At 64.5% G+C, this 26262-nt stretch carries 20 protein-coding genes and 2 pseudogenes; 10 read left to right on the forward strand and 12 right to left on the reverse strand.

The annotated features are described in order from the left end of the window. Positions 1-10 precede the first annotated feature (10 nt). Genes ACYG9R_RS12220 through tsaD form a run of 3 tightly spaced genes read right to left on the reverse strand, consistent with a single transcriptional unit; the run spans position 11 to position 2430 of the window. Entirely contained in the window at positions 11-307 is a 297-nt protein-coding gene (locus ACYG9R_RS12220; protein ID WP_023687732.1) for a YciI-like protein, read from the reverse strand. 24 nt (positions 308-331) lie between these two features. Continuing rightward, on the reverse strand, positions 332-1348 hold the full coding sequence (locus ACYG9R_RS12225) for an NAD(P)H-dependent glycerol-3-phosphate dehydrogenase (protein ID WP_023824347.1): 1017 nt from the start codon (positions 1346-1348) through the stop codon (positions 332-334). After that, positions 1345-2430, reverse strand: coding sequence for a tRNA (adenosine(37)-N6)-threonylcarbamoyltransferase complex transferase subunit TsaD (tsaD, locus tag ACYG9R_RS12230; protein ID WP_196813611.1), 1086 nt, complete (start codon positions 2428-2430; stop codon positions 1345-1347). Before tsaD ends, ACYG9R_RS12225 begins: the two co-directional genes overlap by 4 nt. 120 nt (positions 2431-2550) lie before the next feature. Between tsaD and hemC the strand changes: the two genes are divergently transcribed. The 8 genes and pseudogenes from hemC to ACYG9R_RS12270 all read left to right on the forward strand — a co-directional run bounded on the left by hemC (position 2551) and on the right by ACYG9R_RS12270 (position 9822). Continuing rightward, positions 2551-3474, forward strand: coding sequence for a hydroxymethylbilane synthase (hemC, locus tag ACYG9R_RS12235; protein ID WP_023824345.1), 924 nt, complete (start codon positions 2551-2553; stop codon positions 3472-3474). A 1-nt stretch (position 3475) separates the two neighbouring features. Further along, on the forward strand, positions 3476-4189 hold the full coding sequence (locus ACYG9R_RS12240; protein ID WP_023824344.1) for a uroporphyrinogen-III synthase: 714 nt from the start codon (positions 3476-3478) through the stop codon (positions 4187-4189). A 112-nt stretch (positions 4190-4301) separates the two neighbouring features. Beyond that, positions 4302-5792, forward strand: a complete 1491-nt coding sequence (locus tag ACYG9R_RS12245; protein ID WP_023824343.1) for a COG4223 family protein — start codon at positions 4302-4304, stop codon at positions 5790-5792. Positions 5793-5802: 10 nt separating this feature from the next. Next, on the forward strand, positions 5803-7404 hold the full coding sequence (locus ACYG9R_RS12250; RefSeq protein ID WP_023824342.1) for a heme biosynthesis protein HemY: 1602 nt from the start codon (positions 5803-5805) through the stop codon (positions 7402-7404). A 76-nt stretch (positions 7405-7480) separates the two neighbouring features. Next, positions 7481-7960 (forward strand): tellurite resistance TerB family protein, encoded by a 480-nt coding sequence (locus tag ACYG9R_RS12255; protein WP_023702389.1) that lies wholly within the window; start codon positions 7481-7483, stop codon positions 7958-7960. Between the two features lie 14 nt (positions 7961-7974). Continuing rightward, a pseudogene (locus tag ACYG9R_RS12260) lies at positions 7975-8679 on the forward strand (glutamine amidotransferase). Between the two features lie 187 nt (positions 8680-8866). Then, complete coding sequence (locus ACYG9R_RS12265; RefSeq protein WP_023670477.1) at positions 8867-9130, forward strand: YMGG-like glycine zipper-containing protein; 264 nt, start codon at positions 8867-8869, stop codon at positions 9128-9130. Positions 9131-9186: 56 nt separating this feature from the next. After that, positions 9187-9822, forward strand: a pseudogene (locus tag ACYG9R_RS12270) (LolA family protein). 30 nt (positions 9823-9852) lie between these two features. Here ACYG9R_RS12270 and ACYG9R_RS12275 read toward each other — a convergent pair. The 9 genes from ACYG9R_RS12275 to ACYG9R_RS12315 all read right to left on the reverse strand — a co-directional run bounded on the left by ACYG9R_RS12275 (position 9853) and on the right by ACYG9R_RS12315 (position 23528). Then, on the reverse strand, positions 9853-13056 hold the full coding sequence (locus ACYG9R_RS12275) for an efflux RND transporter permease subunit (protein WP_023824340.1): 3204 nt from the start codon (positions 13054-13056) through the stop codon (positions 9853-9855). After that, positions 13053-14159 (reverse strand): efflux RND transporter periplasmic adaptor subunit, encoded by a 1107-nt coding sequence (locus tag ACYG9R_RS12280; protein WP_023687741.1) that lies wholly within the window; start codon positions 14157-14159, stop codon positions 13053-13055. Before ACYG9R_RS12280 ends, ACYG9R_RS12275 begins: the two co-directional genes overlap by 4 nt. 361 nt (positions 14160-14520) lie before the next feature. Beyond that, positions 14521-15762 (reverse strand): MFS transporter, encoded by a 1242-nt coding sequence (locus tag ACYG9R_RS12285; protein ID WP_023670472.1) that lies wholly within the window; start codon positions 15760-15762, stop codon positions 14521-14523. A 158-nt stretch (positions 15763-15920) separates the two neighbouring features. After that, a complete protein-coding gene (locus tag ACYG9R_RS12290; protein ID WP_023687742.1) occupies positions 15921-17021 on the reverse strand; it encodes a pyridoxal phosphate-dependent aminotransferase in 1101 nt (366 codons plus the stop codon). A 133-nt stretch (positions 17022-17154) separates the two neighbouring features. After that, on the reverse strand, positions 17155-17619 hold the full coding sequence (locus tag ACYG9R_RS12295) for a Ros/MucR family transcriptional regulator (protein WP_023687743.1): 465 nt from the start codon (positions 17617-17619) through the stop codon (positions 17155-17157). Positions 17620-17833: 214 nt separating this feature from the next. Beyond that, positions 17834-18538: an ROK family protein gene (locus tag ACYG9R_RS12300; protein WP_023715876.1), complete on the reverse strand. Its 705-nt coding sequence runs from the start codon at positions 18536-18538 to the stop codon at positions 17834-17836. Positions 18539-18655: 117 nt separating this feature from the next. Then, positions 18656-20029, reverse strand: a complete 1374-nt coding sequence (gene zwf / locus ACYG9R_RS12305; protein WP_023737960.1) for a glucose-6-phosphate dehydrogenase — start codon at positions 20027-20029, stop codon at positions 18656-18658. 23 nt (positions 20030-20052) lie between these two features. Further along, positions 20053-21066, reverse strand: a complete 1014-nt coding sequence (gnd, locus tag ACYG9R_RS12310) for a phosphogluconate dehydrogenase (NAD(+)-dependent, decarboxylating) (RefSeq protein WP_023683928.1) — start codon at positions 21064-21066, stop codon at positions 20053-20055. Between the two features lie 41 nt (positions 21067-21107). Continuing rightward, complete coding sequence (locus tag ACYG9R_RS12315) at positions 21108-23528, reverse strand: glucan 1,4-alpha-glucosidase (protein WP_023824339.1); 2421 nt, start codon at positions 23526-23528, stop codon at positions 21108-21110. A 204-nt stretch (positions 23529-23732) separates the two neighbouring features. Between ACYG9R_RS12315 and ACYG9R_RS12320 the strand changes: the two genes are divergently transcribed. Both ACYG9R_RS12320 and ACYG9R_RS12325 read left to right on the forward strand, forming a co-directional pair. After that, the gene (locus ACYG9R_RS12320; protein WP_023824338.1) at positions 23733-24746 is read left to right on the forward strand and encodes an ABC transporter substrate-binding protein; all 1014 of its coding nucleotides are present in this window, start codon (positions 23733-23735) and stop codon (positions 24744-24746) included. A 48-nt stretch (positions 24747-24794) separates the two neighbouring features. Beyond that, positions 24795-26261 (forward strand): sugar ABC transporter ATP-binding protein, encoded by a 1467-nt coding sequence (locus tag ACYG9R_RS12325; protein WP_460221825.1) that lies wholly within the window; start codon positions 24795-24797, stop codon positions 26259-26261. The last annotated feature ends 1 nt before the right edge of the window (position 26262 follow it).

Here is a 26262-nt window from a genome sequence, read left to right on the forward strand (position 1 = left end):
GCCGCCGGAACTAACTAGCCGCCGGCTTGTTGAAGGTCCAGTTCCACTGGCGGATTTCGACACTTTCGAACAGCCCGGCCTTGGCATAGGGGTCGGCAGCCGACAGCGCCTGCGCACCGGCGAGGTCGGGCGCTTCCACGACGACGAGGCTGCCATTGGGCTTGCCCTCGGCGTCCAGGAACGGGCCGGCAAAGGCCAGTTTGTTGTCGGCGTTCAGGCGTTCGAGAAAGGCGACGTGGACCGGCCGCGTATCGACCCGCACCTGCAGGCTGCCCGGCTTGTCCTTGCAAATCAACGCAAACAGCATGTTAAACTCCGGTTTGTTTGGGGATCAGAGGTCGGTTTCGGTTTTCAGGGGTCGCGTCATCAGCGCGGACACAGCCTGCCGAATGGTGATCGTGCCGTCCAGTATCGCCGACACCGCAGCGATGATCGGCGCGTCGATGTGGCGCTCGGTGGCGATGCGGGCGGCGATCGCCGCCGTCGGCACGCCTTCGGCGAGTGGCAGTCCCGACAAGGGCTTACCTTGCCCCAGCGCCAGCCCATAGGCGAAATTGCGCGACTGGGCGGAAGAGCAGGTGAGCAAAAGGTCGCCGAGGCCGGAAAGCCCCATCAGCGTCTCCGGCTTGGCGCCGAAGGACGCGCCGATGCGGCGCAGTTCGACGAAGCCGCGCGTCACCATGGCGGCCTGCGCGCTGGCGCCGAGCCCGGCGCCGGTGACGGCGCCAGCGGCAATGGCGAAGACATTCTTCAAAGCGCCGCCGATCTCGACGCCGATCAAATCGTCGCTGGAATAGCAGCGCAGATTCTGCGCCGAAAAGCGCGCGGCAAGCTCGGCCGCCAAGGCGTCGTCGGGGGCAGCAACCACGACAGCGGTCGGCAGACCCCTGGCCACATCGGCGGCAAAGCTCGGACCGGACAAGGCCGAAACCGGAGTTTCGGGCAGGATCTCACCAACGATCGCCGACAGCAGCGCGCCGGTGTCGCGCTCGATGCCCTTGGCGCAGAGAACGAGCGGGATGCCTTTCGGCATATGGGGCTTCGCCGTCGTCAGTATGGCGCGCAGCGCCTGCGCCGGCGCTACGGCCAGCGCGCAATCGGCATCAGTCAGGGCCGTGCCGATATCGCTGGTCGCCGCAATGCCTGCTTCAATGGCGATGCCGGGGAGATAACGCGGGTTCTCGCCGCGGCGGATCGCGGAAACCGTCTCTTCGTCGCGGGCGTAGAGCCGGACATCGTGACCGGCGCGCAGCATCGCCAGCGCCAGCGCCGTGCCCCAGGCGCCGCCGCCAAGCACGGCGACGCGCCAGCCGGTTCTGTCCCTGCCGCTTGTCTTGCTGGCGCTCATGCTTTCGCTCCGCGCCGGCCAGAGCCGACCATCGGGGCCGAAATGCTGTCCAGCGGCCAGCGCGAACGCGGCACGAAATCGAAGCCGTTCTCTTGCGACAGGCCTGCCCGCAACCGCTCGATGCCGGCCCAGGCGATCATCGCCGCATTGTCGGTGCACAGTTTGAGCGGCGGCGCGACAAAGACGAAGCCGGCCTCGGCGCACTGCTTCTGCAGCGTCTCCTTGATCGCTCTGTTGGCGGCGACGCCACCGGCAACGACCAGCGCCGGCTCGGCCTTGTCCGGGAATTCGTCGCGGAAGCGGGCCAGCGCGCGGGCCACGCGGTCGCCCAGCGCATCGGCTACCGCCGCCTGGAACGAGGCGCAGATGTCGGCGACATCCTGCTCACTCAGCGGCTGGATGGCGGTCGCCGCCTGGCGCACCGCGGTCTTGAGGCCGGAGAAGGAGAAATCGGGCTGCGCCGAGCCCTTCATCGGCCGCGGAAGGGCAAAGCGCGCCGCATCGCCCGACATTGCCGCCTTTTCGACGTTCGGGCCGCCGGGATAGGGCAGGCCGAGCATTTTGGCCGTCTTGTCGAAAGCTTCGCCGAGCGCGTCGTCGATGGTCGTCGCCCAGCGCTGGTAGTCGCCGACGCCGCGCACGGCGACGATCTGGGTGTGGCCGCCGGAAACCAGCAGCAGCAGATAGGGAAAGTCGAGCCCGTCGGTCAGCCTTGCGGTCAGTGCGTGGCCTTCCAGATGGTTGATGGCGATCAGCGGCTTGCCGGCGGCCGCTGCAATCGCCTTGGCCGTCATCAGGCCGACGATCAGCCCGCCGACCAGGCCGGGGCCGGCAGTAGCGGCAATGGCGTCGATGTCGGCCAGGGCTACGCCCGAATCCGCAAGAGCGGCCTCGACAATGCCGTCCAGCGCCTCGACATGGGCACGCGCGGCGATCTCCGGCACGACGCCGCCGAAGGCGGCGTGCTCCTCGATCTGGCTGAGCACGATGTTGGACGCAATCACCGGCACGGAATCGCCGTCCAGCGTCACCACGCTGGCGGCGGTCTCGTCGCAACTCGTCTCAATGCCCAGAACGCGGATCAATTCGTCGCTGTCTCCAGAGATTGTGTCGCCGGACTTTCCTAGTTAGTAGAGGCGGGCCTCGTTAGGGAGAGCGCCGGAAACGCAAAGCCAGCCGGGGGTTATCACGGACCGCGCGCCATGCAAACTTTGAAAATCGGAACACGCGGCAGCCCGCTGGCGCTCGCCCAGGCGCATGAAACGCAGGCGCGGCTGATGGCAGCGCACGGCATGCCGGCGGAAGCCTTCGAGGTCGTCATCATTTCGACCAGCGGCGACCGCATCCAGGACCGGCCGCTGTCGGAAGCCGGCGGCAAGGGCCTGTTCACCAAGGAGATCGAAGAGGCGCTGCTGGCCGGCACGATCGATATCGCCGTGCATTCCTCCAAGGACATGCCGACAGTGCTGCCGGACGGGCTGGAGCTGTCCGCCTTCCTGCCGCGCGAGGATGCGCGGGACGCCTTCATCGGCAAGGCGGTGAAGCGCATTATTGATTTGCCGCAAGGCGCCAAGGTCGGGTCGTCTTCGCTCAGGCGCCAGGCGCTGATCCGGCGCATGCGGCCGGACCTAGACGTGGTCATGTTCCGCGGCAATGTGCAGACCAGGCTGCGCAAGCTGGAGGAAGGCGTCGCCGAAGGCACGATCCTCGCTTTTGCCGGGCTGAAGCGGCTGGGGCTCGGCCAGGTCGTCACCGATCTGATGCCGCTCGATGCTTTTCCGCCGGCGCCGGGACAAGGCGCAATCGGCATCGAAACCCGCATCGGCGACAGCGAGGTCGAAAAGATGCTGGTGGCCATCCATGATGTGCCGACAGGCCAGGCGCTGGCCTGTGAGCGCGCCTTCCTGGCGGCGCTCGACGGCTCCTGCCGCACGCCGATCGCCGGCTATGCGACGATCTCGGGCGGCAGGCTGGTTTTCGCCGGGCTGATCATTTCGCCCGATGGCACGCAATCGCATGAGGTCAAGGCCGAAGGCTTGGCGCTGGATGCCGCTGACATCGGCACGGACGCGGCCAGGATGGTGCGGGTCAAAGCGGGCGAAACCTTCTTCGACGGCTGGGTCTGATATGCGTGTCCTGGTGACGCGGCCGCAACCCGGGGCGTCGCGAACCATGCGGCGGCTGCAGGAATTGGGATTTGAGCCGCTCCTTCTGCCGCTGACCGAAACGGTGACACTGCCGGTTGGCGCCGATGCTGCGAGCGACAATGCCGTGGCCGTCGCTGTGACCAGCGCCAATGCCGTGCGGCATGCGCCGAAAGAACTCATTCGTGCGCTCGCCGCCTTGCCTTGCCATGCCGTCGGACGCAGGACGGCTGAAGCGGCACGTTGGGCAGGGTTCTTGTCGGTCAGCGAAGGGGCGGGCGACGCCGAGCGGCTGGCCGAGGCGATTGCTGCCGGCCTTTCCGGCAAGGCGGTCGTCTATCTCACAGGGCGCGTGCGGTTTCCGGCCTTCGAGGCGCCGCTGCGAAAGGCCGGCGTCGAGGTCCGCACCGTCGAAACCTACGACACGATTTCGCTCGATTATTCCGATGATGAAATCCGTGCACGCCTGTCCCATCAGGCGGTCGACGCGATGCTGCTCTATTCAGCCAAGGCGGCGGCAGCGTTGCAGGCCTTGACCGACCGGGCGGGGCTGCGAGATCTCTTTGAAAACATGCAGGTTTTTGCGCTCTCCGAGCGCGTGGCAGCGGCGTTTGACAATGCCGCCGGCAAAAAAATACGCATTGCGCGGGAACCGCAGGAGGAGGCGCTGCTTGAGCTGTTGCACCGCGGCGACTGAGCCCCGTGTCATCACGCCGCCCCTTTTCACCTGATGATGATGTGCTAGACCATTTTTCAAACCATCACGCGCCGTCGGGCGCCCAGACGAAGCAGGATTGCGGAGCCCAGGCATGGTCAAGACGCCGAAGATGCGACATTCGAAAAGCCACCGCGAGCCGGTGACCATCGAACTCGAACCCGGCGCTGTCTCGCGCATTGCCGATGCGGATGCCGCCAAGACGGATGTCGCGAACTCGGACGACGTCGAGGCCCCGGCAGGGTCGGTTGCGGCTGAGGATGCGGCTGCCATGGCCAATGCGCAGCCGGAGACGCCTGACGAGCCCGTTCATGCCGATCAAGCCGATCTCGAGCCGTGGGAGCACTCCGACGCCGCGGCGCAGGCCGCTCCCGAAAGCGCCGATGCGAAGGCGTCCACCCAGGCGGAGCAGCCTTACCCCACCGCTTCGGATGCGCCACCGCGCGCCAGAACCTCCGACTACAGTTTCGAGGATGCCTCGCCCAAGCCGGGTGCACCCAAGGAAACCCCAAGGACAGCCGGGAACCAGCCCATGGCCGCGCAACCGAAGCGCACGAACGGCATTGCCGCCGGCATCATCGGCGGTGTCATCGCGCTGGCTGCCGCCGGGGGGCTGCAGTTTGCCGGCGTGCTTGGCGCTCCGGGCTCAGGGGCGGGCACGGTCTCGCTCGACGGCGTCAATGGCGAGATCGCTTCGCTGAAGCGCGAAATCGCCGACCTCAGGGAAGCCAGCGGCAATGGCGCCGCAACGGCCAAGGTCGACGGGCTGTCTTCGGCGCTGGATCAGGTCAAGGCCGATGTCGCATCGCTGAAATCGGCGGTCGAAAAGGGCGGCGCCGGCGACAATGCCGGGCTTGCAGCGCTTGGCGACAAGGTCAAGCAGATAGAGACGGCGGTCGCCGCCCTTGGCCAGGCCGGTGGTGCAGCGCCCGTCGATCTCGCGCCGCTCAATGAAAGACTGGCGGGCCTCGACGCACTGGTGAAATCGGCCGGTGAGGCAGCCAAGACGCAGGAAGGCAAGATCGCCGCGCTGGAGCAGTCGGTGACGCAGCTCGCCGGCAAGGTCGATGCGCAGGCCTCGCAGCCAAAGATCGCGATGGCCATCGCCGCTTCGGCCTTGAAGGCGGCGCTTGACCGCGGCGCGCCGTTCGCCGCCGAGTTGGAGACCTTCGCGGCGATCTCGCCCGATGCACCGCAGATTGCAGCGCTGCGCCCCTACGCTGAAAAGGGCGTCCCGACCCGCACCGAGATCGCCGGCGAGGCCGACGCCGCGGCCAATGCGATGGTCGCGGCGGCGACGCCGGTCGATGAAAATGCCGGCTTCTTCCAGAACCTTTTGTCGAGCGCCGAATCGCTGGTCAAGGTCCGGCCGATCGGCGCCGTCGAAGGCGCCGGCGCGCCGGAAACCGTGGCGCGCATCGAAGTGGCGGTCAATCAGGGCGACTACGCCAATGCGCTCAGCGAATACGCAACGCTGCCGGATGCGGTCAAGGCTGCCGGCGCCGACTTTGCCGGCAAACTGAAGGCGCGCATCGACGTCGAGACGCAGGTCGACGCGCTGATTGCAGGTGCGATGAAGGCATGAGGACGACACGATGATCCGCATTCTCATCTTTCTCGCCGCCGTCTTCGCCCTCGGTCTGGGCTTTGCCTGGCTGGCCGATCGTCCCGGCGAGATGGTCGTTACCTTCAACGGTTACCAATACCAGGTCAGCCTGATGGTGGCGGCGGTGGCGATCGTTGCCGTCGTCGCAGCGGTGATGATCGTCTGGTGGCTGATCAAGTCGCTGTGGAACAGCCCATACACGATCTCGCGCTATTTCCGCGTGCGCCGCCGCGACCGCGGCTACCAGGCGCTGTCGACCGGCATGATCGCAGCCGGCGCCGGCGACGGCGCGCTGGCCCGCAAGAAGTCCAAGGAAGCCGCCAAACTGATCCGCTCCGACCAGGAGCCGCTGATCCAGCTGCTCGAAGCGCAAGCCTCGCTGCTCGAAGGCGACCATGAGGGCGCGCGCGAAAAATTCGAGGCCATGCTCGACGACCCCGAAATGCGGCTGCTTGGCCTGCGCGGGCTCTATCTCGAAGCCGAACGGCTCGGCGACCGCAACGCGGCGCGTCACTATGCCGGCCGCGCCGCTTCCGTCGCGCCGCAACTGGCTTGGGCCGCCGAATCGACGCTGGAGGATCTGACCGGACGCGGCGACTGGGACGGCGCGCTGAAGCTGGTGGAGGCGCAGAAGTCGACCAGGCAGATCGAACGCGACGCCGCCAATCGCCGCCGCGCTGTGCTGTTGACCGCCAAGGCGCAGGCGCTGACCGACAGCGACCCCAATGCAGCCAAGGCAGCTGCTCTCGAGGCCAACAAGCTCGCGCCCGATTTCGCGCCGGCCGCGGTTGCAGCCGCCAATCTTCTGTTCAAACAGAACGATGTGCGCAAAGGCTCGAAGATCCTTGAGGCAGCCTGGAAGGCGGAGCCGCATCCCGAGATCGCCGAGCTCTACACCCATGCAAGGCCGGGAGATGCCGTGGTCGATCGTCTCAACCGGGCGAAGAAGCTGCAGGAGCTGAAGCGCAACAATGCCGAATCGTCGATGACGGTGGCGCGCGCCGCGCTCGATGCGCAGGATTTTTCCACCGCCCGCCGGGAGGCGGAAGCGGCGATCCGCATAGATCGCCGGGAAGGCGCTTACCTGCTGCTGGCCGATATCGAGGAGGCAGAGACCGGCGACCAGGGCAAGATCAGGCAATTGCTGTCCAAGGCGGTCAGGGCGCCGCGCGATCCGGCCTGGGTCGCCGACGGCGTCGTCTCCGAACGCTGGGCGCCGGTATCGCCGGTCAGCGGCAAGCTCGACGCTTTCGCCTGGCGCGCACCGATGGAGCGGCTGGGCCAGCTCATCGACAGCCATGAAGACGAAGCCGATGTGCCGGTGCTTGCGGCACCCGCCAAGCCGACAAAGGAAGCCGAAGTGATCGATCATCCCGCCGTTGCCAAGACGATCAGCGAGGCGCCGACCGAGCCGAAGCCCGCTGTGGGCGATGACCAGGTCACGCCGGTCACCGCCGCCGCTTTCGCCGCAATACCAAACGACGCCGAACCCGTCGAACCTGCCGAGGAACTGGCGCGGCTGCCCGACGACCCCGGCGTCGACCCCGATGACGAAGCGGAGAAGTCACCGCGCCGCTTCCGCCTGTTTTGATCCCTGAAGCATGATCCCAAAAAGTGGATACCGGTTTTTGGAAAAGATCATGCTCCAATAATGTGAAGTGAGCACCATGTTCGAACGCGTCCTGGCCTTTCTGAAAGACCTGCCCTCCGGGGCTGGGGCTCGCGCCAATGCGGACGATCCGCGCGTTGCGGCGTCGGCTTTGCTCTATCATGTGATGAATGCCGACGGCGTGCGCCAGGATGTCGAGTGGGAGCGGTTCAAGCAGGTGCTGGCGCAGAGCTATTCGATCAGCGGCGACGAGCTCGATGCACTGGCTGCCGCCGGCGAGCGCGCCGACAATGAGGCGATCGACCTCTATGCCTTCACCAGCGTCTTGAAGCGCCATCTCGACGCCGAGGCGCGCAAGGCTTTCATCGGCCTGATGTGGGAAATCGTCTATGCCGACGGCGAACTGCATGAACTGGAGGACAACACCGTCTGGCGCGTTGCCGAACTGATCGGCGTCGAGCGCCAGGATCGCGTCGAGGCGCGCCGCAAGGCGGCGGCCGCCGCGCCCGGCGCCAGCGGAACGTCGAGCGACGAATAGGATTCCGCCTTTCCATGCCGTCCAGACCGAGCTCGAAACCAAAAATCCTGATCGTGCTGCATCAGGAGACTTCGAGCCCCGGCCGGGTTGGCCACATGCTGCTCGAGGAAGGTTTCGACCTCGACATCCGCCCGGCCGCCTCTCGGCGACAGCCTGCCGGAGACGCTGGAGGGACACGCCGGCGCCGTGGTATTCGGCGGGCCGATGAGCGCCAATGACGAAGATGAGTTCGTCCGCCGCGAGACCAACTGGCTCAATGTTCCGCTAAAGGAGAACCGGCCCTTCCTCGGCATCTGCCTTGGCGCGCAGATGCTGGCCAATCATCTCGGCGGCAAGGTCGAGGGGCATGGCGAGGGGCTGGTCGAGATCGGCTGGTATCCGCTGAAGCCGACCGAGGCCGGCAAGAAACTGCTGCCTTGGCCCGACATCACCGCGAAGGCTTTTCGCTGCCCAGGGATGCGACGCTGCTGGCGACGGCGGAAACCTACCCCAACCAGGCTTTTCGCTATGGCGACAATGCCTGGGGCATCCAGTTCCATGGCGAACTGACCCGGTTGATGATGCAGCGCTGGGTGGTGCGCGGCGCGCACCGTTTCGAATTGCCCGGCGCGCAGCCCGGCCGCGACCATCTCGGCGGCCGGCTGATCTGGGATATGCACCTCAAGCGCTGGCTGAGCGAATTTTTGAGCCTGATCTTCGGCAAGCCTACTGAGGGATAGAGCAAAATCCAACTACTCTGAACGGCCGAGCTTGCCAAAGACGACTTACCTCTGGGAGGCGTGTACGATGGATCCGGGACCTTAGCCCGTTCCCGCAGATTTGGATTGCGCCCCAAACACTCCGATGGATCGAAAAACTCCGTGGCGCATTTAAGCTTCGGCTAATAACGGCCCCAGGAGAGAACCAATGAAGAAGACGCTGCTCATTTTAAGCCTACTCATTCCGCTCGCGGCATGCTCCCGCACCGAACAAGGCGCTGCCGTCGGTGGTTTGGGTGGCGCAGCTGTAGGCGCAGCAGTGGCCGGCGACCCGGTAAAAGGGGCGGTTGTTGGCGGGGCGGTCGGAGCGCTGGCCGGGGCGGTCATCGGGCACGCCAGCGAAGCCGGCCAGTGCAGATATCGCGGTCGGAACGGTCGAGTTTACGTTGCTCAGTGCCCGGACGGCTACTGATCTCAAAGGCGCGTGATCTCTTTCGATCACGCGCCTGCTCGGGGTAGGATAACTGAATGGCATATAACAGCAAAAGACTGCTGGCTTTCTGGTTAGCCGTTGTCAGCGCTGTCGCGATAAACGCCGAACTTTCGACCGCGGCCTTGGCCGCACCTGTAGAAGCGAAGACGATTGCCGATCACTTCTCATCGGGTAAAGTCCATGTCCGGGGACTTTGTCCAGTCGGGCCCAAGAGCGGAAAGGACCAAAGGGAAATTTTTCCTCCAGCGGCCGGGCAAGATCCGGTTCAACTATGCAGGCCAATCAGGGGTCAGCGTAATTGCAGATGGAAAATCCTTGGTGGTCTATAACAAGAAGCTCAAGACATCGCGGCTTATGCTCTCTCGAAGACGCCGCTCAAGCTGCTCCTCGACAATCAGGTCAACTTTTCCGGCAATCGCCTCAAAAGTATCAGGGACGATGGCGCCCAGGTGATCATCAGGCTGGCCGACAAGTCGGCCTTCGGCAATTCGAATGTCAATATGGTGTTTGACAGGGAATCGCTCGATCTACGCAGATGGACCCTGACTGACGAGAGGGGCCTTACCTCGACAGTCACCATATCCAACGTGAAGCAGGGCGTTCGCGCTCCTGCGGGCACCTTCACTATCGACTATGCCGCAAACCGTGAATTCAACACCAAAACGAAATAGTCGGCAGCGCCACGAACTGCCCGTGTAACACTACTCGGCGGCCGTCTCGGACGGCACCTCTGCCGGTGCCGAAGGCTCGGCCTCGGCATGCGGATTGCGCCGTGAAAACAGCGACCTGAGCGTGACGTAGAACACCGGCGTCAGGAACAGGCCGACGAAGGTGACGCCGAGCATGCCGGAGAACACCGCGGTGCCGAGCGACTGGCGCATTTCGGCGCCCGGGCCCGTCGCGATCATCAGCGGCACGACGCCGAGGATGAACGAGAAGGCGGTCATCAGGATCGGCCGCAGCCTGAGCCGGCAGGCTTCGACGGCAGCCTCGGCGGCCGACAGGCCGCGTTCCTGCGCCTGCCGCGCGAATTCGACGATGAGGATCGCGTTCTTGGCGGCAAGTCCGATCAGCACGATTAGGCCGATCTGCACGAGGATGTTGTTGTCCAGCCCTCGGAACGACACGCCGAGCAACGCCGCGAGCACGCCGAGCGGCACCACCAGCACGATGGCGAACGGCAGCACCCAGCTTTCATATTGCGCCGCCAGCGCCAGGAACACGAACAGCACCGACAGTCCGAAGATATAGACAGCGGCATTGCCGGTGTTACGCTCCTGATAGGCGAGTTCGGTCCATTCGTAGGAGGTACCGGCCGGCAACGTCTGTGCCGTGATCGCTTCCATCTTGGCAAGCGCATCGCCGGTGGAAACGCCGGGCGCGGCGTTGCCCTGCAGCGGCACCGAGACGTACATGTTGTAGCGCTGGACCAGCGCCGGGCCGGTGACGTCGCGGATCTCGATCAACGTGCCCAGCGGAACCAGCGCGCCGGTCGCCGAGCGCACCTTCAGTTTCAAGATGTCGGCGCGATCGAGGCGGAACGCCTGGTCGGCCTGCGCGCGCACCTGGTAGACGCGCCCGAAAGCGTTGAAGTCGTTGACGTAGGCGGTGCCCAGATTGATCGACAGCGTCTCGAAGATGTTGGGGATCGGCACGTTCAGGATGCGCGCCTTGTCGCGATCGATCGCCAGGAAGAATTGCGGGCTGGACGCGGAGAAGGTGGTGAACACGCCGGTCAGCCCCGCCGTCTTGTTGGCCTTGCCGGCAATTTCATAGGCAAGCGCCAGGATCTGCCGCATGTCGGCGCTGTTGCGCTCCTGGATCTGCAGCTTGAAGCCGCCGGCATTGCCGACGCCGCGGATCGGCGGCGGCGGCAGTGCGATAATGAAGGCTTCCTTGATGCTTTGCAGGCTGCCGAACAGATTGCCGATGACCTGGGTCGCCGATTGGCCGGCTTCCAGTCGCTCGTCAAACGGCTTGAACCTGGCGAAGATCACGCCCGCGTTGCTGGCATTGGTAAAGGTGGCGCCGGAGAAGCCGGCGAAGGCGACCGCGTAGTCGACGCCTGGCGTTTTCTGGATGATCTGCGACGCCTGCTGGATGACCGCATCGGTCCGCGATAGCGAGGCGCCGTCCGGCAACTGGACGACGACGATCGCATAGCCCTGGTCGAGCGACGGAATGAAACCGCGCGGCACCGTCTGCACCATATAGACCGTGGCGTAGATGAGGGCCGCGAAAACGGCCAGCGTGGCGGCGATCGCTATCCGCGAGCCGACCAGCACGCGCACGATGCTCGAATACCAATGGGCGACCTTGTCGAAGCCGCCATTGAAGCCGTCGGCGAGCGCCCGTCCGAACCGCGCCAGGAAAAAGCGCGGCGGCGCCGCAGCAGTGTGGTGCGGCTTGAACAGCAGCGCGGCCAAGGCCGGCGAGAGCGTCAGCGAATTGAATGCCGAGATCGCCGTCGACACCGCGATGGTGATCGCAAACTGCAGGTAGAACTGCCCGGAAATGCCGGGGATGAAGGCTGTCGGCACGAACACGGCTATCAGCACCAGCGAGATCGCGATGACCGCCGTTCCGACTTCGTCCATGGTCAGATGCGACGCCGGATTGGGCGCCAACCCCCTGGCGATATTGCGCTCGACGTTCTCGACCACGACGATCGCATCGTCGACGACGATGCCGATGGCCAGAACGAGGCCGAACAGCGTCAGCATGTTGAGCGAGAAGCCGGCCGCGTAAAGCACCGCCAGCGTGCCGATCAGCGACACCGGGATGGCCACGATCGGCACGATCGCCATGCGCCACGATTGCAGGAAGACGATGATGACGATGATGACCAGAACCATCGCCTCGAGGATCGTCTTGTAGACCTCCTGGATCGACTCGGCGACGAACTCGGTCGGATTGTAGACGATGTCGTAGCTCAATCCCTTCGGGAAGTCCTGGGAAAGCTCCTTCATCTTGTCCTGGATCTCCGCGGCTGCGGCGAGCGCATTGGTGCCTGGCCGCTGGAAGATGGCGAGCGCCACCGCCGGTTTGCCGTTGAGATAGGAGTTGGTGACGTAATCCTTGGCGCCGAGCTCGATGCGCGCCACGTCCTGCAGCTGGATCAGGCGGCCGTCTTCGGCCGATTTGACGATCACGTATCGGAAGTCGCGTGCGTCGTTGAAGCGGCCTTGCGTGGTGACCGTGTACTGGAACGCCGTGCCGGTATTGGTCGGCGGCGCGCCGATCGAGCCGCCCGACACCTGGACGTTCTGGTCGCGCAGCGCCTGCACCACATCGCCCGAGGTCATCCCCAGGGCGGACAGTTTTTCCGGATCGAGCCAGATGCGCAGCGAATATTCGCGTTCGCCAAAGATGATGAGGTCGCCGACGCCGTCCAACCTGAGCAGTATGTCGCGCACCCGCGAGCGGGCGTAGTTCGAGACGTAGAGCTGGTCGTAGGTATTGTCGGGCGACAGCATGTGCACGACCATCATCAGGTCGGGCGAGCTCTTGATGGTGGTGATGCCGAGGCGGCGGACTTCTTCGGGCAGGCGCGGCTCGGCGACCGACACGCGGTTCTGTACCAGCACCTGCGCCTGGTCGAGATCGGTGCCTAGCTTGAAGGTGATGGTCAGCGCCATCGCCCCGTCGCCCGACGAATAGGACGACATGTAAAGCATGCCCTCGACGCCGTTGATCTCCTGCTCGATCGGCGTTGCGACCGTCGCTGCGACCGTCTCGGCGTCGGCGCCCGGGTACTGGGCGCGAACGACGATGGTCGGCGGCGCGATCTCGGGATATTGCGCGATCGGCAGCTGGGTATAAGCAATCCCGCCGAGGATCAGGAGGACGATCGAAACCACCGATGCGAAGATCGGACGGTCGACGAAGAAATGGGCGAACCTCATTGCTGCAACCCGGCGGTCTCGACCTTGGGCGGCAACGTCACCATCTCGACTTTCACCTTGGTGCCGGGCCTGGCGTGCATCAGCCCGTTGACGATGATCGTCTCGTCGCCGGTCAGGCCCGCGCGGATCACCCGGTAGCCGTCGAGAAGCGGGCCGGTGCGCACGGGCTTCGCCGACACCATCCCGGCCTCATCCACCAGGTACACGATGCGGCGATCCTGATCGGCGCCGACCGCCTCGTCGGGCACCAGGACGCCGCTATGCGGCAGCGACCCCGGCACGTTGATGCGCCCGAACATGCCTGGCTGGAGAACGCCGTCGGCGTTGGCAAACCTTGCACGCACCCGCATGGTGCCGGTCGCGTTGTCGATCCGGTTCTCGGCAAAATCGAGCTTGCCCTTGAATACCGCCTCCGCGCGGTCGGCGACGCGAACCACCACCTCGAGCCCGCCGGCGCCTTCCTGCATGCTGCCGCCGCGCTCCTTCGCGTCGCGGGCGTAGCTGAAATACAGGCGCTCATCGACGTCGAAATAGAAGTCGATCGGATCGCGCGTGACGATAGTCGTCAGCAAGGTGGAATCCGGCTGCACGAGGTTGCCGACCGACACCAGCCGGCGGTCGATGCGGCCGGACAAGGGCGCCTTGATCTCGGTGAACTCCAGGTTCAGGTTGGCCGTCGTCAGCGCAGCCGTCGCGCCTTGCATCTGCGCCTGCGCCGAAAGGTATTCCCGCCGACGGTCGTCGACCGTCGCGGCCGAGATATTGCCGGTCTTGGCGAGTTCATCGGCGCGATCCAGCTGCATCTTGGAGAATTCGAGCAGGGACTTGGCGACGTCTACTTGCGACTTGGCGGCATCGTAGGCCGCCTGGTACGGACGCTGGTCGATGGTGAAGAGCAGGTCGCCCTTGTTGACCAGTGCGCCGTCCTGGAAGCTGATCTTGTCCAGATAGCCGCTGACGCGCGAACGGATGGCGACCTCGTCGACGGCTTCGAAGCGCCCGACGAACTCATCGTCTTCGACGATTTCACGCACCACCGGCTTGGCCGCCGTCACCACCGGCAGTTGCTGGTCCTGCGCAAACGCGTTGCTGCTGAAAGCCATGCCGAGCAGGAATGCCACTGGGACGGCGGAGCGGGCCAGCCAGCCGGCCGATCGGCTGGGTCGCCCGCTTGCGTCGCGATGCGATTGCCGATTCCCTGAAGTGTCCATTTGCGTCCCCGCTAGCTGGACCCGGAGGTCGGGTGGTTCTCTTCTATATTTAAGGTTTCTCGTCGAGACCAGAGCACTGCAGTATTGTGCATGGCAACATAATCATTTTCCATATGGACTGAAATGTCCACCCTGTGGCTGCCCCGCCATCTGGCTAGTTCGCCCAGAACCGGCCCATCCGCTTCCGGCCCATCTCAGCCGTCATCGGCGCAAGCTGATTTGGACCGAGCGCCGGATCCTGCGGCTTACTCGATCAGTTGCGGCTGTTGAGATGCCGCACCCTTCGCAGTTGCGGAAACAGCACCGCCCACAGTCCGGCGACGGCAATCGCACCGACGCCGCCGATCACCACCGCCGGCACGGTGCCGATCAGCGCCGCCATGGTGCCGGCGCGGAACTCGCCGACTTCGTTGGAGGCGCCGACGAAGACCTGGTTGACGGCGTTGACGCGGCCGCGCACCTCGTCGGGTGTCCACAGCTGGATCAGCGTCTCCCTGATATAGACGCTGAACATGTCGGTGGCGCCGAGGCCGGCAAGGGCCAGGATCGACAGCCAGGTGATGGTCGAGACGCCGAACAGCACGGTGAAGGCGCCGAACCCGGCGACGAAGCCGAGCATGATCTTGCCGGCACTGTCGCGCAGCGGATGCCCGGCAAGCCAGACCGCGACACAGATGGCGCCGATGCCGGGCGCCGAGCGCAGCAGGCCGAGGCCCCACGGGCCGAGTTCCAGAATATCGCGGGCATAGACCGGCAGCAGCGCCGAGGCACCGGACAGAAGCACGGCGAAGAGGTCGAGCGAGATGGCGCCAAGGACGATCTTCTCGCTCCAGATGTATCGGAAGCCGGCAAACAGCGTCTCCATCGTCGGCTTGTCGGTGGCGCTCTGCTGGGCCGGTTTCGGAATGGTGAAGATCAGCAGACCGGCCACCAGCATCAGCACGGAGGCAACGGCGTAAGCGGCTTCGGCCGAGACGCCATAGAGCAGGCCGCCGGCGACCGGGCCGACAATGGTCGCCGTTTGCCAGGCGGACGAGTTCCAGGCGATCGCATTGCCGAAATCTTCCGGCGGAACAAGGTTGGCGAACAGCGACGACGAGGCCGGCCCATAAAAAGCGCGCGCCAGGCCGAACATAGCCAGCACGATGAAGATCGGCAGCGGGCTGACGAGACCGCGCAGCGTGAAGTACAACAGGACAAGCGCACAACCTGCCTCGACTACCGTCGCCAGCGCCATGATCAGGCGGCGGCCGAAACGGTCGGCGACAACGCCGGTGACCAGCACCAGCAGCAGCGACGGCAGGAACTGGACGATGCCGACAATGCCGAGATCGAAGGGATCGCGCGTCAGATCATAGATCTGCCAGCCGACGGCGACGGACACGATCATGGTGGCGAAGGTGGTCAGGAAACGCGCCGCCCAATAGCTCAGGAAGGAGCGATGGCGGAAGGCGGCGTAACGCCGGTCAGGCGGTGTATGGGAATGGGATGTCATGGATACAGGCCCCGTTGCTTGCATTGGCCGGCGGGGCACTTCCCGGAAATGGGCGCTGTTCCGGCCAATGAAACTTATCAAAGTTCGGGGCGCGTATGCGTGAAAATCGGGCCTGGATCAAGCGGTTTTCCAGCCGCTCGCCCGATTGCACGCGGACGTTACTGCCTCAGCGCGGCGGTGATGGCGTCGAGGCCGCCCTGTAATTCCGCCTCTTTCGGCCAGCCGAAACCGACGCGGAAGAAGCGCTTGGGCATATCGAACCAGTGGCCGGGACCGACATAGGTGCCGTGGTTTTCCAAGAGATTGACGTAGAAACGGTCGAGGTCGAAGTCTGGACTGACATTGAGCCTTGGAAATCCGACGACGCCGCCTTGTGGCCGCACCCAGTCGACCAGCGGCTCGCGGTCGATCCAGTCTTGCACAATGTCGCGGCGTTTCGCCATCTCGGGCAGCAGCGCGCCCAAGAAAGCGTCGCGGCGCCCCAGCATGCCGCGCGCAATGCCTTCGTCGATGACGCTGCCGCAAATGCCGATCTGCTCCTTGGCGGCGAGGAAGCGCTCCTGCAGTTCGGCATCGCTGGTGATCAGCCAGCCAATGCGGATGCCGGGAATGCCGAAGGCTTTCGACAGCGACGAGACGCTGATCGCCTTGGGGCTGAGAGAAGCCGCCGCCGGCAGGCGCTGTCCATAGGAGAGGTCGCGATAGGTCTCGTCGACCAGCAGATGGCAGCCGCTCGCTTCAGCCAGCGCAATCAGCGCGTCGAGATCGGCCCGGCCCATCATCGTGCCGGTCGGGTTGTGCGGGCAGGTGACGCTGATCAGCTTGGTGTTCGGTTGCATGCTGGCGGCGACGCGGCCGAAATCGATGGCAAAGCCTGCGTCGAAATCGAGATCGACATAGGAGATGGCGCAGCCGATCGCCTTGGGGGTCTCGATGTTGGTGGCGTAGTTCGGCCGGACGACGACAAGGTGGTCGCGCTCCGACAGAAGCGAGGTCGAAATGATGAAGAGCGCGCCCGCCGCACCGGCGGTCACAAGAACATCGTCAGGCGAAATGCCGGAATCCTGCGCCGCGATCAGCGCCCGCAACTCCTTGTCGCCGCGATGCTCGCCGTAGAACAGCGTGAGATCCGGCAGCGACAGGCCGACGTCGGAGAGTTTCTGATCGGCGATCGAGCTTTCGGAGAGATTGAACCGAATGCGATCGTAGCCGTATTCCTCCGGCGCCTCTTTCTCGATCACCATTCTGGCGTAGTTCATGGCTGCTCCCCCAAAGTCCTGACACTCAGAGGTACAAGCCATAAAAGCACGAAGCCTGCCAAGGCTCATTCGCCGGCAGGCTTCTGTTCCAGTCGTCCAAACGATTGGCTCAGGGCCGAGGCGCTGATCCCACTCAGGCCGGAACTTTGGCCTTCCGACCCTTGGCTTTCGCCGGCGCGGCCACTGCAGCCTTGCGGCCGAGGCCGATCGACTTGGCCAGCTCGGAGCGCGACGCCGCGTAGTTGGGGGCAACCATCGGATAGTCGGCCGGCAGGCCCCATTTGGTACGATAGGCTTCCGGCGTCAGGTTGAAATGGACGCCGAGATGGCGCTTCAGCGATTTGAATTTTTTGCCGTCCTCGAGGCAGATGATGTAGTCCGGCGTCACCGACCGCTTGGGATTGACGGCCGGGATCTGCGGCGCCGCCACTGGGGCCGGCGGCTGGCTGAGCCCGCCGATCGACGCCGCAACGCTGGCGATGAGATCGCTCAGGCCGGCAACGGGCAAGCGGTTCTTCTCGACGTAAGCGGACACGATATGGGCGGTAAGCTCGAGCAGGTCGATGTCCTTGTCAGAGTCGTTGCTGTCGTCGGCCAATTTATCTCTCCGTCGCTAGGGGGGTGGCGGAAACTCCCAGAGTGGTCCCAGCGGAGCCGGAAATCCGCTCTAGTCATTTGTCTTGCCGCATATGTGCGGTTGCGCCAGATGATTCCATCCGGTGCCACCGATCTAATCGCCAAATCTGCGTAACGCAATGACTTCGTATCGCGCCACACGTCATTTTGAACAACTATACTGAATTTTAATACTATCAGACGATGAGCGCCTTGTCGCGCCATAGTCGAAAACCGCCCTCGAAAGCGCGCGTATTGTCGCCGCGCCTGGATGTGGCGGGCAATTCATCCAGTCTGTCGACATTGCCGCCGCCGATCACGACATAATCCGGCTGCAGCGCCGCACGCAGCCGCCCGACGACGTCGAAAACGTATTTGCGCCATTTCTTCTTGCCGTATTTCTCCAGGCCGCGCTCGCCGACATAATCTTCGAAACTGCCGCCCTTGCGGTACGGCAGATGCGCCAGTTCCATCGGCTGGCCGACATTGTTGAGGATCATCGCCGCGCCCAGGCCGGTGCCGAGGCCGAGGAACAGCATGCGCCCGCCATCGTAGCTGCCGATCGCCTGCAGCAGCGCGTCGTTGACGACCTTGACCGGCTTGCCGAAGGCGGCGGCAAAATCGTAGCCGTCCCAGCCCTTGCCGAGATTGGCGGGATCGAGCGAAGGCCTGTTGTGCCTGACCGGGCCGGGATAGCCCATCGAGATCACGTCATAGGGCAGCCCTTCGGCCAGCGTCTTCACCGTGGCGACCATCTGCTGCGGCGTCAGATCCGGTCCGGAATCGGCCCGGCGCATCTCGCCGCCTGCGCTGGTGAGGATTTTTACGTGCGAGCCGCCGACATCGATCGTCAGCACGATCGGTTCCGCCTTGGCCTTCGCGGGCCTGGCTGCCTTGGCCATGTCGTTTCCTCCGCTCACTTGGCGCGTTCCCCGTTTCAGGGAAACGGGGGAATGCTCCAACTCTTTGTTTTTACGCAATTCCGGACGGAAAAACCGCTCGCACTTTCCTGGAATTGCTCAAGTCGGATTGATCCAGCCGTTGGGCGGCCCGAAGCTGGCCATGGCGTCGGCAGGCCCCCAGGTCTTCGGCTCATACATATGCGGCGGCGTGGTGTCGCCCAGCACCGGGCCGACAATGCGCCAGGCAAGCTCGCTGGCATCCTGGCGGGTGAACAATTGGCCATTGCCGTTCATGGCATCGCCGATCAGCCGCTCATAGGGCGGCATGTCGCCCTTCGAATCGTCGAGCGCGGTGAGCTCGACCTGCTCGCCGACCATATCGTCGCCGGGCGCCTTGCGTTGCGCGCCGATCGAGATCGCCACCTGCGGGTCGATGCGGAAGCGCACGTAATTTGCGTCGCTGGGCTTGATCGGATCGAAGACGTCGAGCGGCGGCCGCTTCAGCCGCACGATCACTTCGGTCACATGCACCGGCATGTTCTTGCCGGTGCGGATGAAGAACGGCACGTCCTGCCAGCGCCAGGTGTCGACCATGAAGCGCACGGCAGCAAAGGTTTCGACCGGCGAGTTCGGCTTCACGCCGGGTTCAGCGAGGTAGCCGGTGAACTGGCCGCGCACGACGTCGTCCTTGGTCAGCGTGCGGATGGCGCGCAGCACCTGCACCTTCTCGTCGATCAGATCGTCGGCCGAGCGGCCGACCGGCGGTTCCATGGCGAGCAGCAAAAGGATGTTGAGCAGATGGTTCTCGATCACATCGCGGATAGCGCCGACATCGTCATAGAATTTGCCACGGCCTTCGACGCCGAAGTCCTCGGCCATGGTGATCTGTACGCTTTCGACGAAGTTGCGGTTCCAGATCGGCTCGAGAAAGGAATTGGCAAAGCGGAAATAGAGCAGGTTCTGGATCGCCTCCTTGCCGAGATAGTGGTCGATGCGGAAGATCGACTGCTCTTCGAACACCAGATGCAGCACGCGGTTCAGCCAGCGCGCCGATTGGAGATCGTGGCCGAACGGCTTTTCCACCATCAGCCGCGCGCCATGCGCGGTACCGGATTGCTCCAGCCCCTGGACAACGGTCTCGAACATGGTCGGCGGCACCGCCATATAGTGCAGCGGCCGCTGCGCCGAGCCGAGCGCCGTCTTCAGCTTCTCGAAGGTCGCGCCGTCGCGGTAGTCGCCGCTGACATAGCGCAGCAGACTGGCGAATTTGGCGAAGATCTTTTCGTCGATCTTGCCGACAGCGTTGACGATGCCGTCGCGGGCCCGCGCCTGCAATTGGTTGATGTCCCAGGCATCGAAGGCGACGCCAATCACCGGCTCGGTCAGCGTCCCCTTGGCTACCATCTGGTAGAGGGCCGGAAATATCTTCTTGTGGGCAAGGTCGCCGGTTGCTCCGAAGAGCACCAGCGTGTCGGACCGTTCCGGGCTCATCTTGCGCGTCTCCCCTGCGGCCTTCACTTGCCGGCCTTCGGCTTTTCGACATGGCCGCCAAAGGCATAGCGCATGGCCGACAGCAGCTTGTCGGCGAATTCGGATTCGCCCTGCGAGGAGAAGCGGTCGAACAAAGCCGAGGACAGAACCGGCGCCGGCACGCCGGTGTCGATCGCCGCCTTCAGCGTCCAGCGGCCTTCACCGGAATCGGAGACGCGGCCGCCGAACTGGGCCAATGCCGGGTCGCTCTTCAGAGCGCCGGCGGTGAGGTCGAGCAGCCAGGAGCCGATCACACTGCCATGGCGCCAGACCTCGGCCACCTGCGGCAGGTCGATGTCGAACTGATAGTATTGCGGGTTTTCCAAAGGGCTGGTCTCGGCGTCCGCAGTGCGCTGTCTTTTGCCGGCATTGGCCGATTTCAGGATGTTCATGCCTTCGGCGTAGGCGGCCATGACGCCATATTCGATGCCGTTGTGGATCATCTTGACGAAATGGCCGGCGCCGCTCGGTCCGCAATGCAGGTAGCCAAAGGGTGCGGTCCCGCCCGCCTTGTCGGGCGTGGCGCCGGCATCGGCGCCGGGCGCCAGCGTGGCGAAGATCGGATCGAGGTGTTTGACCGCCGTATCGGGGCCGCCGATCATCAGGCAGTAGCCGCGCTCCAGGCCCCAAACGCCGCCGCTGGTGCCGACATCGACATAGTGCAGGCCCTTGGCCGCAAGCTCGGCCGCCTGGTCGACAGCGTCGTGATAATAGGAATTGCCGCCGTCGATAATGATGTCGCCGGGCTCCATCAATGCTGCCACCTGGTCGGCGATCTTGCCGGTGATCGCCGCCGGCAGCATCAGCCAGGCGCTGCGCGGCTTGGAAAGCTTGCCGACGAACTCCTCCATCGATGCGGCGCCGATGGCGCCATCGGCAACCAGGGCGGCAACGCTTGCCGGGTTGATGTCGTAGACGACGCATTGATGGCCGTCGCGCATCAGGCGGCGCACCATGTTGGCGCCCATCCTGCCCAGTCCCATCATTCCGATCTGCATGGTGTTGTCCTAGTCGCTTGAGGAAAGAAATTGCTGGCGAGTTAGTTCTCAATGCCGACGGTGAAGTCGACATTCTCCCAACGGTCGCCGTCGGGCCAGAAAAAAGTGAAGACGATCGTATTACCTCGCGGAATATCGGTCACCGGCAGATCCGCCATATGGACGCCAAAGACATTCACGGACGTGTTGATTTCATGGCTGGTCTGCCACTGGTCGCCGCTCCAGCGGATCAGTGCCGGCTGCAGCAGTTCAACCCGCAGCGTCTTGCCGGCTTCCATGGTGCGCAGCCTGTTGTTGAAGCGCCATATCCTCAGCGGCGAGCCGGTCTTGTCCCTGACATAGCGCTTGACGCCTTGCGGCGGCATGTCGAAGACGGCGCCGTCGCGGAGCGAGCGCAACAGCTTGATGTGTTCCGAATGCGCCCAGACCAGCGGCATGGCGCTGCCCGACGGCTTGCCCAGCCACAATTCGCGCTCCGGTATGTCGGCGCCGTCCCAGACCTGTTCCGGCAGCAGACCGCCCACACCAGCCGAAGCCTCGAATGTCCTGAGCAGGCTTGCCGCCTTGTCCTTGTTACCGGCGGCCAGCTCGTAGTGGGCGCGTTCGCCGGCCAGCAACGGCCAGGGCCGGCCCTGGCCGTTGCCGTCGAAGGGCGCGCCGTCGGCGTGTTCGCCATAACCGTCGCTGGTGTAGCGATACCAGAGAGTCCCTTGCGGCAGGTCGCAGCGCAGTTGCGCGTCGATGATCTTGACCGTGCCGACGATGCGCGGATCGTCCGCGGCCCTGAGGCCGAAGCGGACCAGCGCCAGCGCGTCCGGGCTGACAATCGCTTCGGCCGGCTTGTCGGTATCGCCCGGCGGACGGTTCTTGATCGGTACGAAGCCGTCCTTCGGCGATGCGGCGCCTGAACCATCGGCCGGCGCGATGCGGATGTAGTAGCCGTCGACGCCAGCCTCATGGCACTCCGGTGTGCCGCTGACATAGGTCCAGCGCTCGATCTGGTCGTTCCAGCAATCCGCGACCTCGCGCAAATAGTTAGCCGGCTCGGGTTTGCCGTCAACGTCGAACAGATCGGCGGCGCCAAGCAGTGCCGATATTTCGACGGCGAGCGTGAATGGGCTGTAGCCGGCATCCTCCTCCCAGCGGTCCTGCCCGGTGACGGGGCCGTTGCACACGACGTAGGACGCTGCTTTCTCGACCATGGGCATGAAGGCGGCGAGCTTGGCGCGCGGCAGATGGCCGGCGCGGTGCAGCGCATCGGCAAGCAGCAGCGGGAAGGCGCATTCGTCCATCTGGATGCCCGGCCAATAGAGCGAGCCGTCGAGCCACACATTTTGTGGCCAGTGGCCGTCCGGCTGCTGGATGGAACGGAGATAGGCGAGGATCTCAAGCGCCTGCGCCGGATCGCCGGCGGCGACGAAGCCGCCCGCGGTTTCGACGAGGTCGCGCGGCCAGACCAGATGATATCCGCCAAGATCGTCGTCGCCCTTGCTCGCTCCCCACGGGATCGACAGGCTGGCAACGGCCGCGCCGGGCCTCGCCAGCGACAGGTGCGTCGCCAGCACCGCTGTGCTGACGCGGTAGGTGTTGAGGCCGGATGCATCATGGTGGTCGAGCGGCGTCAGGCCTGCCTGCCATTTCCGCCATTTCGCGACATAGGCCTTTGCCGCCGGCTCAAAACCGCGTTTCAGGCTGGCGGCGGCGTTTTCGGCCGCTTCATCCGGCGTCGCCCCAAACCCAAGCGCAAGCAAGGCTTCGCTGTTGGCTAAAGAAAAGCCGATCTCGCCGGTCAGCGCGACATTGCCGTCCTCCGCGCTTTGGCAGGTCGGATCGAGCCGGCCGGCGCGGCTGAGTTGCTGCCAGCCGTCGGAAAAGCCTGCATAGCCGGCCGAGCAGTCGCCCCAGGGCAGCGAGGAGGCAAGCGCCAAGCAGGCGCCGTGCCCGGACGCAAACAGCATCGGCTTGCCCTTGTGCTCGCCGATCCAGGCGGTGTTGCCCATGCCGGCATTGACCAGATGCGGCGCCAGCAGGGCGTAGACGCGGTAGTCCGTGGCCACGCCCTCGAGTGCCGTGAAGCTGATTTCCTGCAGCAGGGCCGGGCGCGCCGGATCCGCCAGGATGCGCTTTTCGATCCGGTAACGCGCCGTCGCGTTGACCAGCCGGTAGGCGGGCACGCCTTCCTCGAACGGCTCGATGGCATGCGTGGCGTCACGCTTCTCCTCGGAAAACCAGCCGCCGAGGCCGGTGACCAGCAGTCCCATGTCGCGCGTGCAGGCGCTGTCGAGGCCGGGATAGTAGACTTCATTGACGATGCCATGGCTGAGCGTGAACCAGACGCGACTCGCCGTTGAAAGCGCGGCACCTACGCCGCTCTTGGCGCTTGACGTCCAGCGCGCCGGAATTCCGGGCGCGCCCATTCTTTTGGGTGCACTGGGGGGAAGGGTCGGCGGCGTCGCTGCCATGCATGGTCTCCTGGGCCCTTCCCTAGACCAGCAGGCGAAGGCTTTTCAATCATCGCACCTGAAGTTGATCGCCAAAGCGTAACCGATCGCAGTTGACAAGCGAGCTCATCTGCATTTGTCTGACAATAGATAAAAAACAGGCAGCCAAAGCCAAAACCATCAGCAACAGTCGGCGGGGCCGACAATCCATGGGAGGATTATGACATGAAGAAACTGCTCGTCCTGAGCGCTCTGGCGGCGATGCTCGCCTCGGGCACGGCGCTTGCCGACACCAGCGGCAAGAAGATCGCCTTCTCCAACAATTACGCCGGCAACTCGTGGCGTCAGGCGATGCTCGACAGCTACGGCATCGTCACCAAGAAGGCGGTTGAGGATAAGATCGTCGGCGCCGCCGACATCTTCACCACCGCCGACAAGGAAGTGCCGACCCAGGCTGCCCAGGTGCAGAACCTGATCCTGCAGGGTTATGACGCCATCGTCATCAATGCCGCATCGCCGGATGCGCTGAACGGCGCCATCAAGCAGGCCTGCGATGCCGGCATCGTCGTCGTCTCCTTCGACGGGACCGTCACCGAACCTTGCGCCTACCGCGTCGTCGTCGACTTCAAGGACATGGGCAAGCAGGAAGTCGAGCAGATGGCCAAATTCCAGCCCAACGGCGGCAATTTGCTGGAAATCCGCGGCCTTGCCGGCACCTCGATCGACGATGCCATCCATGCCGGCATCCTCGAAGGCGTCGCCGCCCATCCCGAGTTCAAGATCGTCGGTTCGGTGACCGGCGACTGGGACCAGACGACGGCGCAGAAGGCGGTCGCGACGATCCTGCCTTCGTTGCCCGACATCGTCGGCATCGTCGACCAGGGCGGTGACGGTTATGGCGCGGCACAAGCCTTTGCCGCCGCAGGCAAGCCGCGTCCGACCATCATCATGGGCAACCGCCAGGACGAGCTGAAATGGTGGAAGGAGCAGAAGGACAAGGATGGCTACCAGACCTGGTCGGCCTCGATCGCGCCCGGCGTGTCGTCGCTGGCCTTCTGGGTGGCGCAGCAGGTGCTCGACGGCCGCACCGACATTCCGCATGACCTTTTGGTGCCGTATCTCGCCTTTACCCAGGACAATTTCGAGACCGAGCTGCCGAAAATCAAGGAGGGCGGCGTCGCCACCCACGAATACAGCCAGGAAGACGCAATCGCGGCGATCAAAGCCAATATCAAGTGATGCATTGCATTCATTGCCAGCGGCATGACCGACCGGATATCGTTGAGCATGCCTGAGGCCAATACGGACATCATCAGACTGGGCGGCGCCGAAAAACATTTCGGCGCCGTTCGGGCGCTTAACGGCGTCGACTTCCATGTTGTATCAGGCGAATGCGTCGGGCTGGTCGGCCACAACGGAGCCGGCAAATCGACGCTGATGCATATGGTGGCCGGTACGCTGCAGCCCGATGGCGGTGAGATCGCGGTGCGTGGCAATGCCGAAACCGACTACTCGGTGGCGCGCGCGCTGAAACTCGGCATACGCTGCGTGTTCCAGGAACTGTCGCTCTGCCCTAACCTCAGTATCGCGGAGAATACGTGCATCAACCATCCGGCGCTCACCGGCTTCGGCTGGCGACGCAAGGCGGCTGCTCTCATTGCCGCCAAGCTGGACGAAATCTTTCCGGATCACGGCATCTCGGCAGACGACATTGCCGGCGATCTCTCCATCGGCCGGCGGCAGATGGTCGAGGTGGCGCGCGCCTTCACGGTGACGCGCGATCCGCTCGACTTGGTCATTCTCGACGAGCCGACCTCTTCGCTGGACGCGCATACTGCGGGCCAGCTGCTTGCCTTCGTGCGCCGTTTCGTAGCCACCGGGGGCAGCTGCATCCTGATCTCGCATGTGCTGGGCGAGGTGCTGCAGAATGCCGACCGCATCGTGGTCATGCGCGACGGCAAGGTGGTCGCCACGGACGTTGCAAAAGCGTTCGACCGCGACCGGCTGGTGGCCACCATGGGCGGCGCGGAAGCGCGCGAGAAGATCGCGGCGGAGATCGCCGCCAGGCCGGCGGCGGGCCCGCTCAGGGTGCGGGCGCGGCCCGAGCGGCAGCAGGACGGCAAGGAGCTTGTCGCTCGCGCCGGCGAGATCATCGGGCTTGCCGGGCTTGCCGGCCATGGCCAGACCGACCTGTTGCTGGCGATCTTTGCCGCCGCGACGCGTAGAAGGCTTGATATCGAGGTGACCGCCCCGGTGGCGCTGGTGGCCGGAGACCGCCAATCGGACGGCATTTTCCCGCAATGGTCTATTGCCGAAAACATCGGCATCCGCTCGCTGGCGCGGCTGCGCAAAGGGTTGCTGATCTCGCCGCAGCGCGAGGCCGAGCTTGCTGAGTTTTGGAAGCAGAAGATCGGCATCCGCACGCCTGACATGACCAACAACATCTTCTCGCTGTCCGGCGGCAACCAGCAGAAGGCGCTATTTGCCCGCGCACTGGGTTCCGATGCGCAGATCGTGCTGATGGACGATCCGATGCGCGGCGTGGACATCGGCACCAAGCTTGAGGTCTACGATCTCGTGCGCGAGGAGGCGGCCAAGGGCCGGACCTTCCTCTGGTACACCACCGAGACCGAAGAGCTCGACAATTGCGACCACATCCATGTCTTCAAGAACGGCCGCATCGTCGCCAATCTCACGCGCGACGAGCTGACCGAGGAAAAGATCATCCAGTCCTCATTCGGCGACGCGGCCTGAG

It is taken from the genome of Mesorhizobium sp. RSR565B (assembly GCF_054719465.1).

Bases quoted from the DNA above. Each gene is read 5' to 3' on its own strand.
- ACYG9R_RS12285 (WP_023670472.1), bottom strand. From the start codon at position 15,762: ATGACATCCCATTCCCATACACCGCCTGACCGGCGTTACGCCGCCTTC.
- ACYG9R_RS12300 (WP_023715876.1), bottom strand. From the start codon at position 18,538: ATGGCCAAGGCAGCCAGGCCCGCGAAGGCCAAGGCGGAACCGATCGTG.
- ACYG9R_RS12275 (WP_023824340.1), bottom strand. From the start codon at position 13,056: ATGAGGTTCGCCCATTTCTTCGTCGACCGTCCGATCTTCGCATCGGTG.
- ACYG9R_RS12315 (WP_023824339.1), bottom strand. From the start codon at position 23,528: ATGGCAGCGACGCCGCCGACCCTTCCCCCCAGTGCACCCAAAAGAATG.
- gnd (WP_023683928.1), bottom strand. From the start codon at position 21,066: ATGCAGATCGGAATGATGGGACTGGGCAGGATGGGCGCCAACATGGTG.
- zwf (WP_023737960.1), bottom strand. From the start codon at position 20,029: ATGAGCCCGGAACGGTCCGACACGCTGGTGCTCTTCGGAGCAACCGGC.
- ACYG9R_RS12225 (WP_023824347.1), bottom strand. From the start codon at position 1,348: ATGAGCGCCAGCAAGACAAGCGGCAGGGACAGAACCGGCTGGCGCGTC.
- ACYG9R_RS12255 (WP_023702389.1), top strand. From the start codon at position 7,481: ATGTTCGAACGCGTCCTGGCCTTTCTGAAAGACCTGCCCTCCGGGGCT.
- ACYG9R_RS12325 (WP_460221825.1), top strand. From the start codon at position 24,795: ATGCCTGAGGCCAATACGGACATCATCAGACTGGGCGGCGCCGAAAAA.
- ACYG9R_RS12290 (WP_023687742.1), bottom strand. From the start codon at position 17,021: ATGAACTACGCCAGAATGGTGATCGAGAAAGAGGCGCCGGAGGAATAC.
- ACYG9R_RS12280 (WP_023687741.1), bottom strand. From the start codon at position 14,159: ATGGCTTTCAGCAGCAACGCGTTTGCGCAGGACCAGCAACTGCCGGTG.
- ACYG9R_RS12250 (WP_023824342.1), top strand. From the start codon at position 5,803: ATGATCCGCATTCTCATCTTTCTCGCCGCCGTCTTCGCCCTCGGTCTG.
- ACYG9R_RS12220 (WP_023687732.1), bottom strand. From the start codon at position 307: ATGCTGTTTGCGTTGATTTGCAAGGACAAGCCGGGCAGCCTGCAGGTG.
- hemC (WP_023824345.1), top strand. From the start codon at position 2,551: ATGCAAACTTTGAAAATCGGAACACGCGGCAGCCCGCTGGCGCTCGCC.
- ACYG9R_RS12240 (WP_023824344.1), top strand. From the start codon at position 3,476: ATGCGTGTCCTGGTGACGCGGCCGCAACCCGGGGCGTCGCGAACCATG.
- ACYG9R_RS12320 (WP_023824338.1), top strand. From the start codon at position 23,733: ATGAAGAAACTGCTCGTCCTGAGCGCTCTGGCGGCGATGCTCGCCTCG.
- ACYG9R_RS12265 (WP_023670477.1), top strand. From the start codon at position 8,867: ATGAAGAAGACGCTGCTCATTTTAAGCCTACTCATTCCGCTCGCGGCA.
- ACYG9R_RS12245 (WP_023824343.1), top strand. From the start codon at position 4,302: ATGGTCAAGACGCCGAAGATGCGACATTCGAAAAGCCACCGCGAGCCG.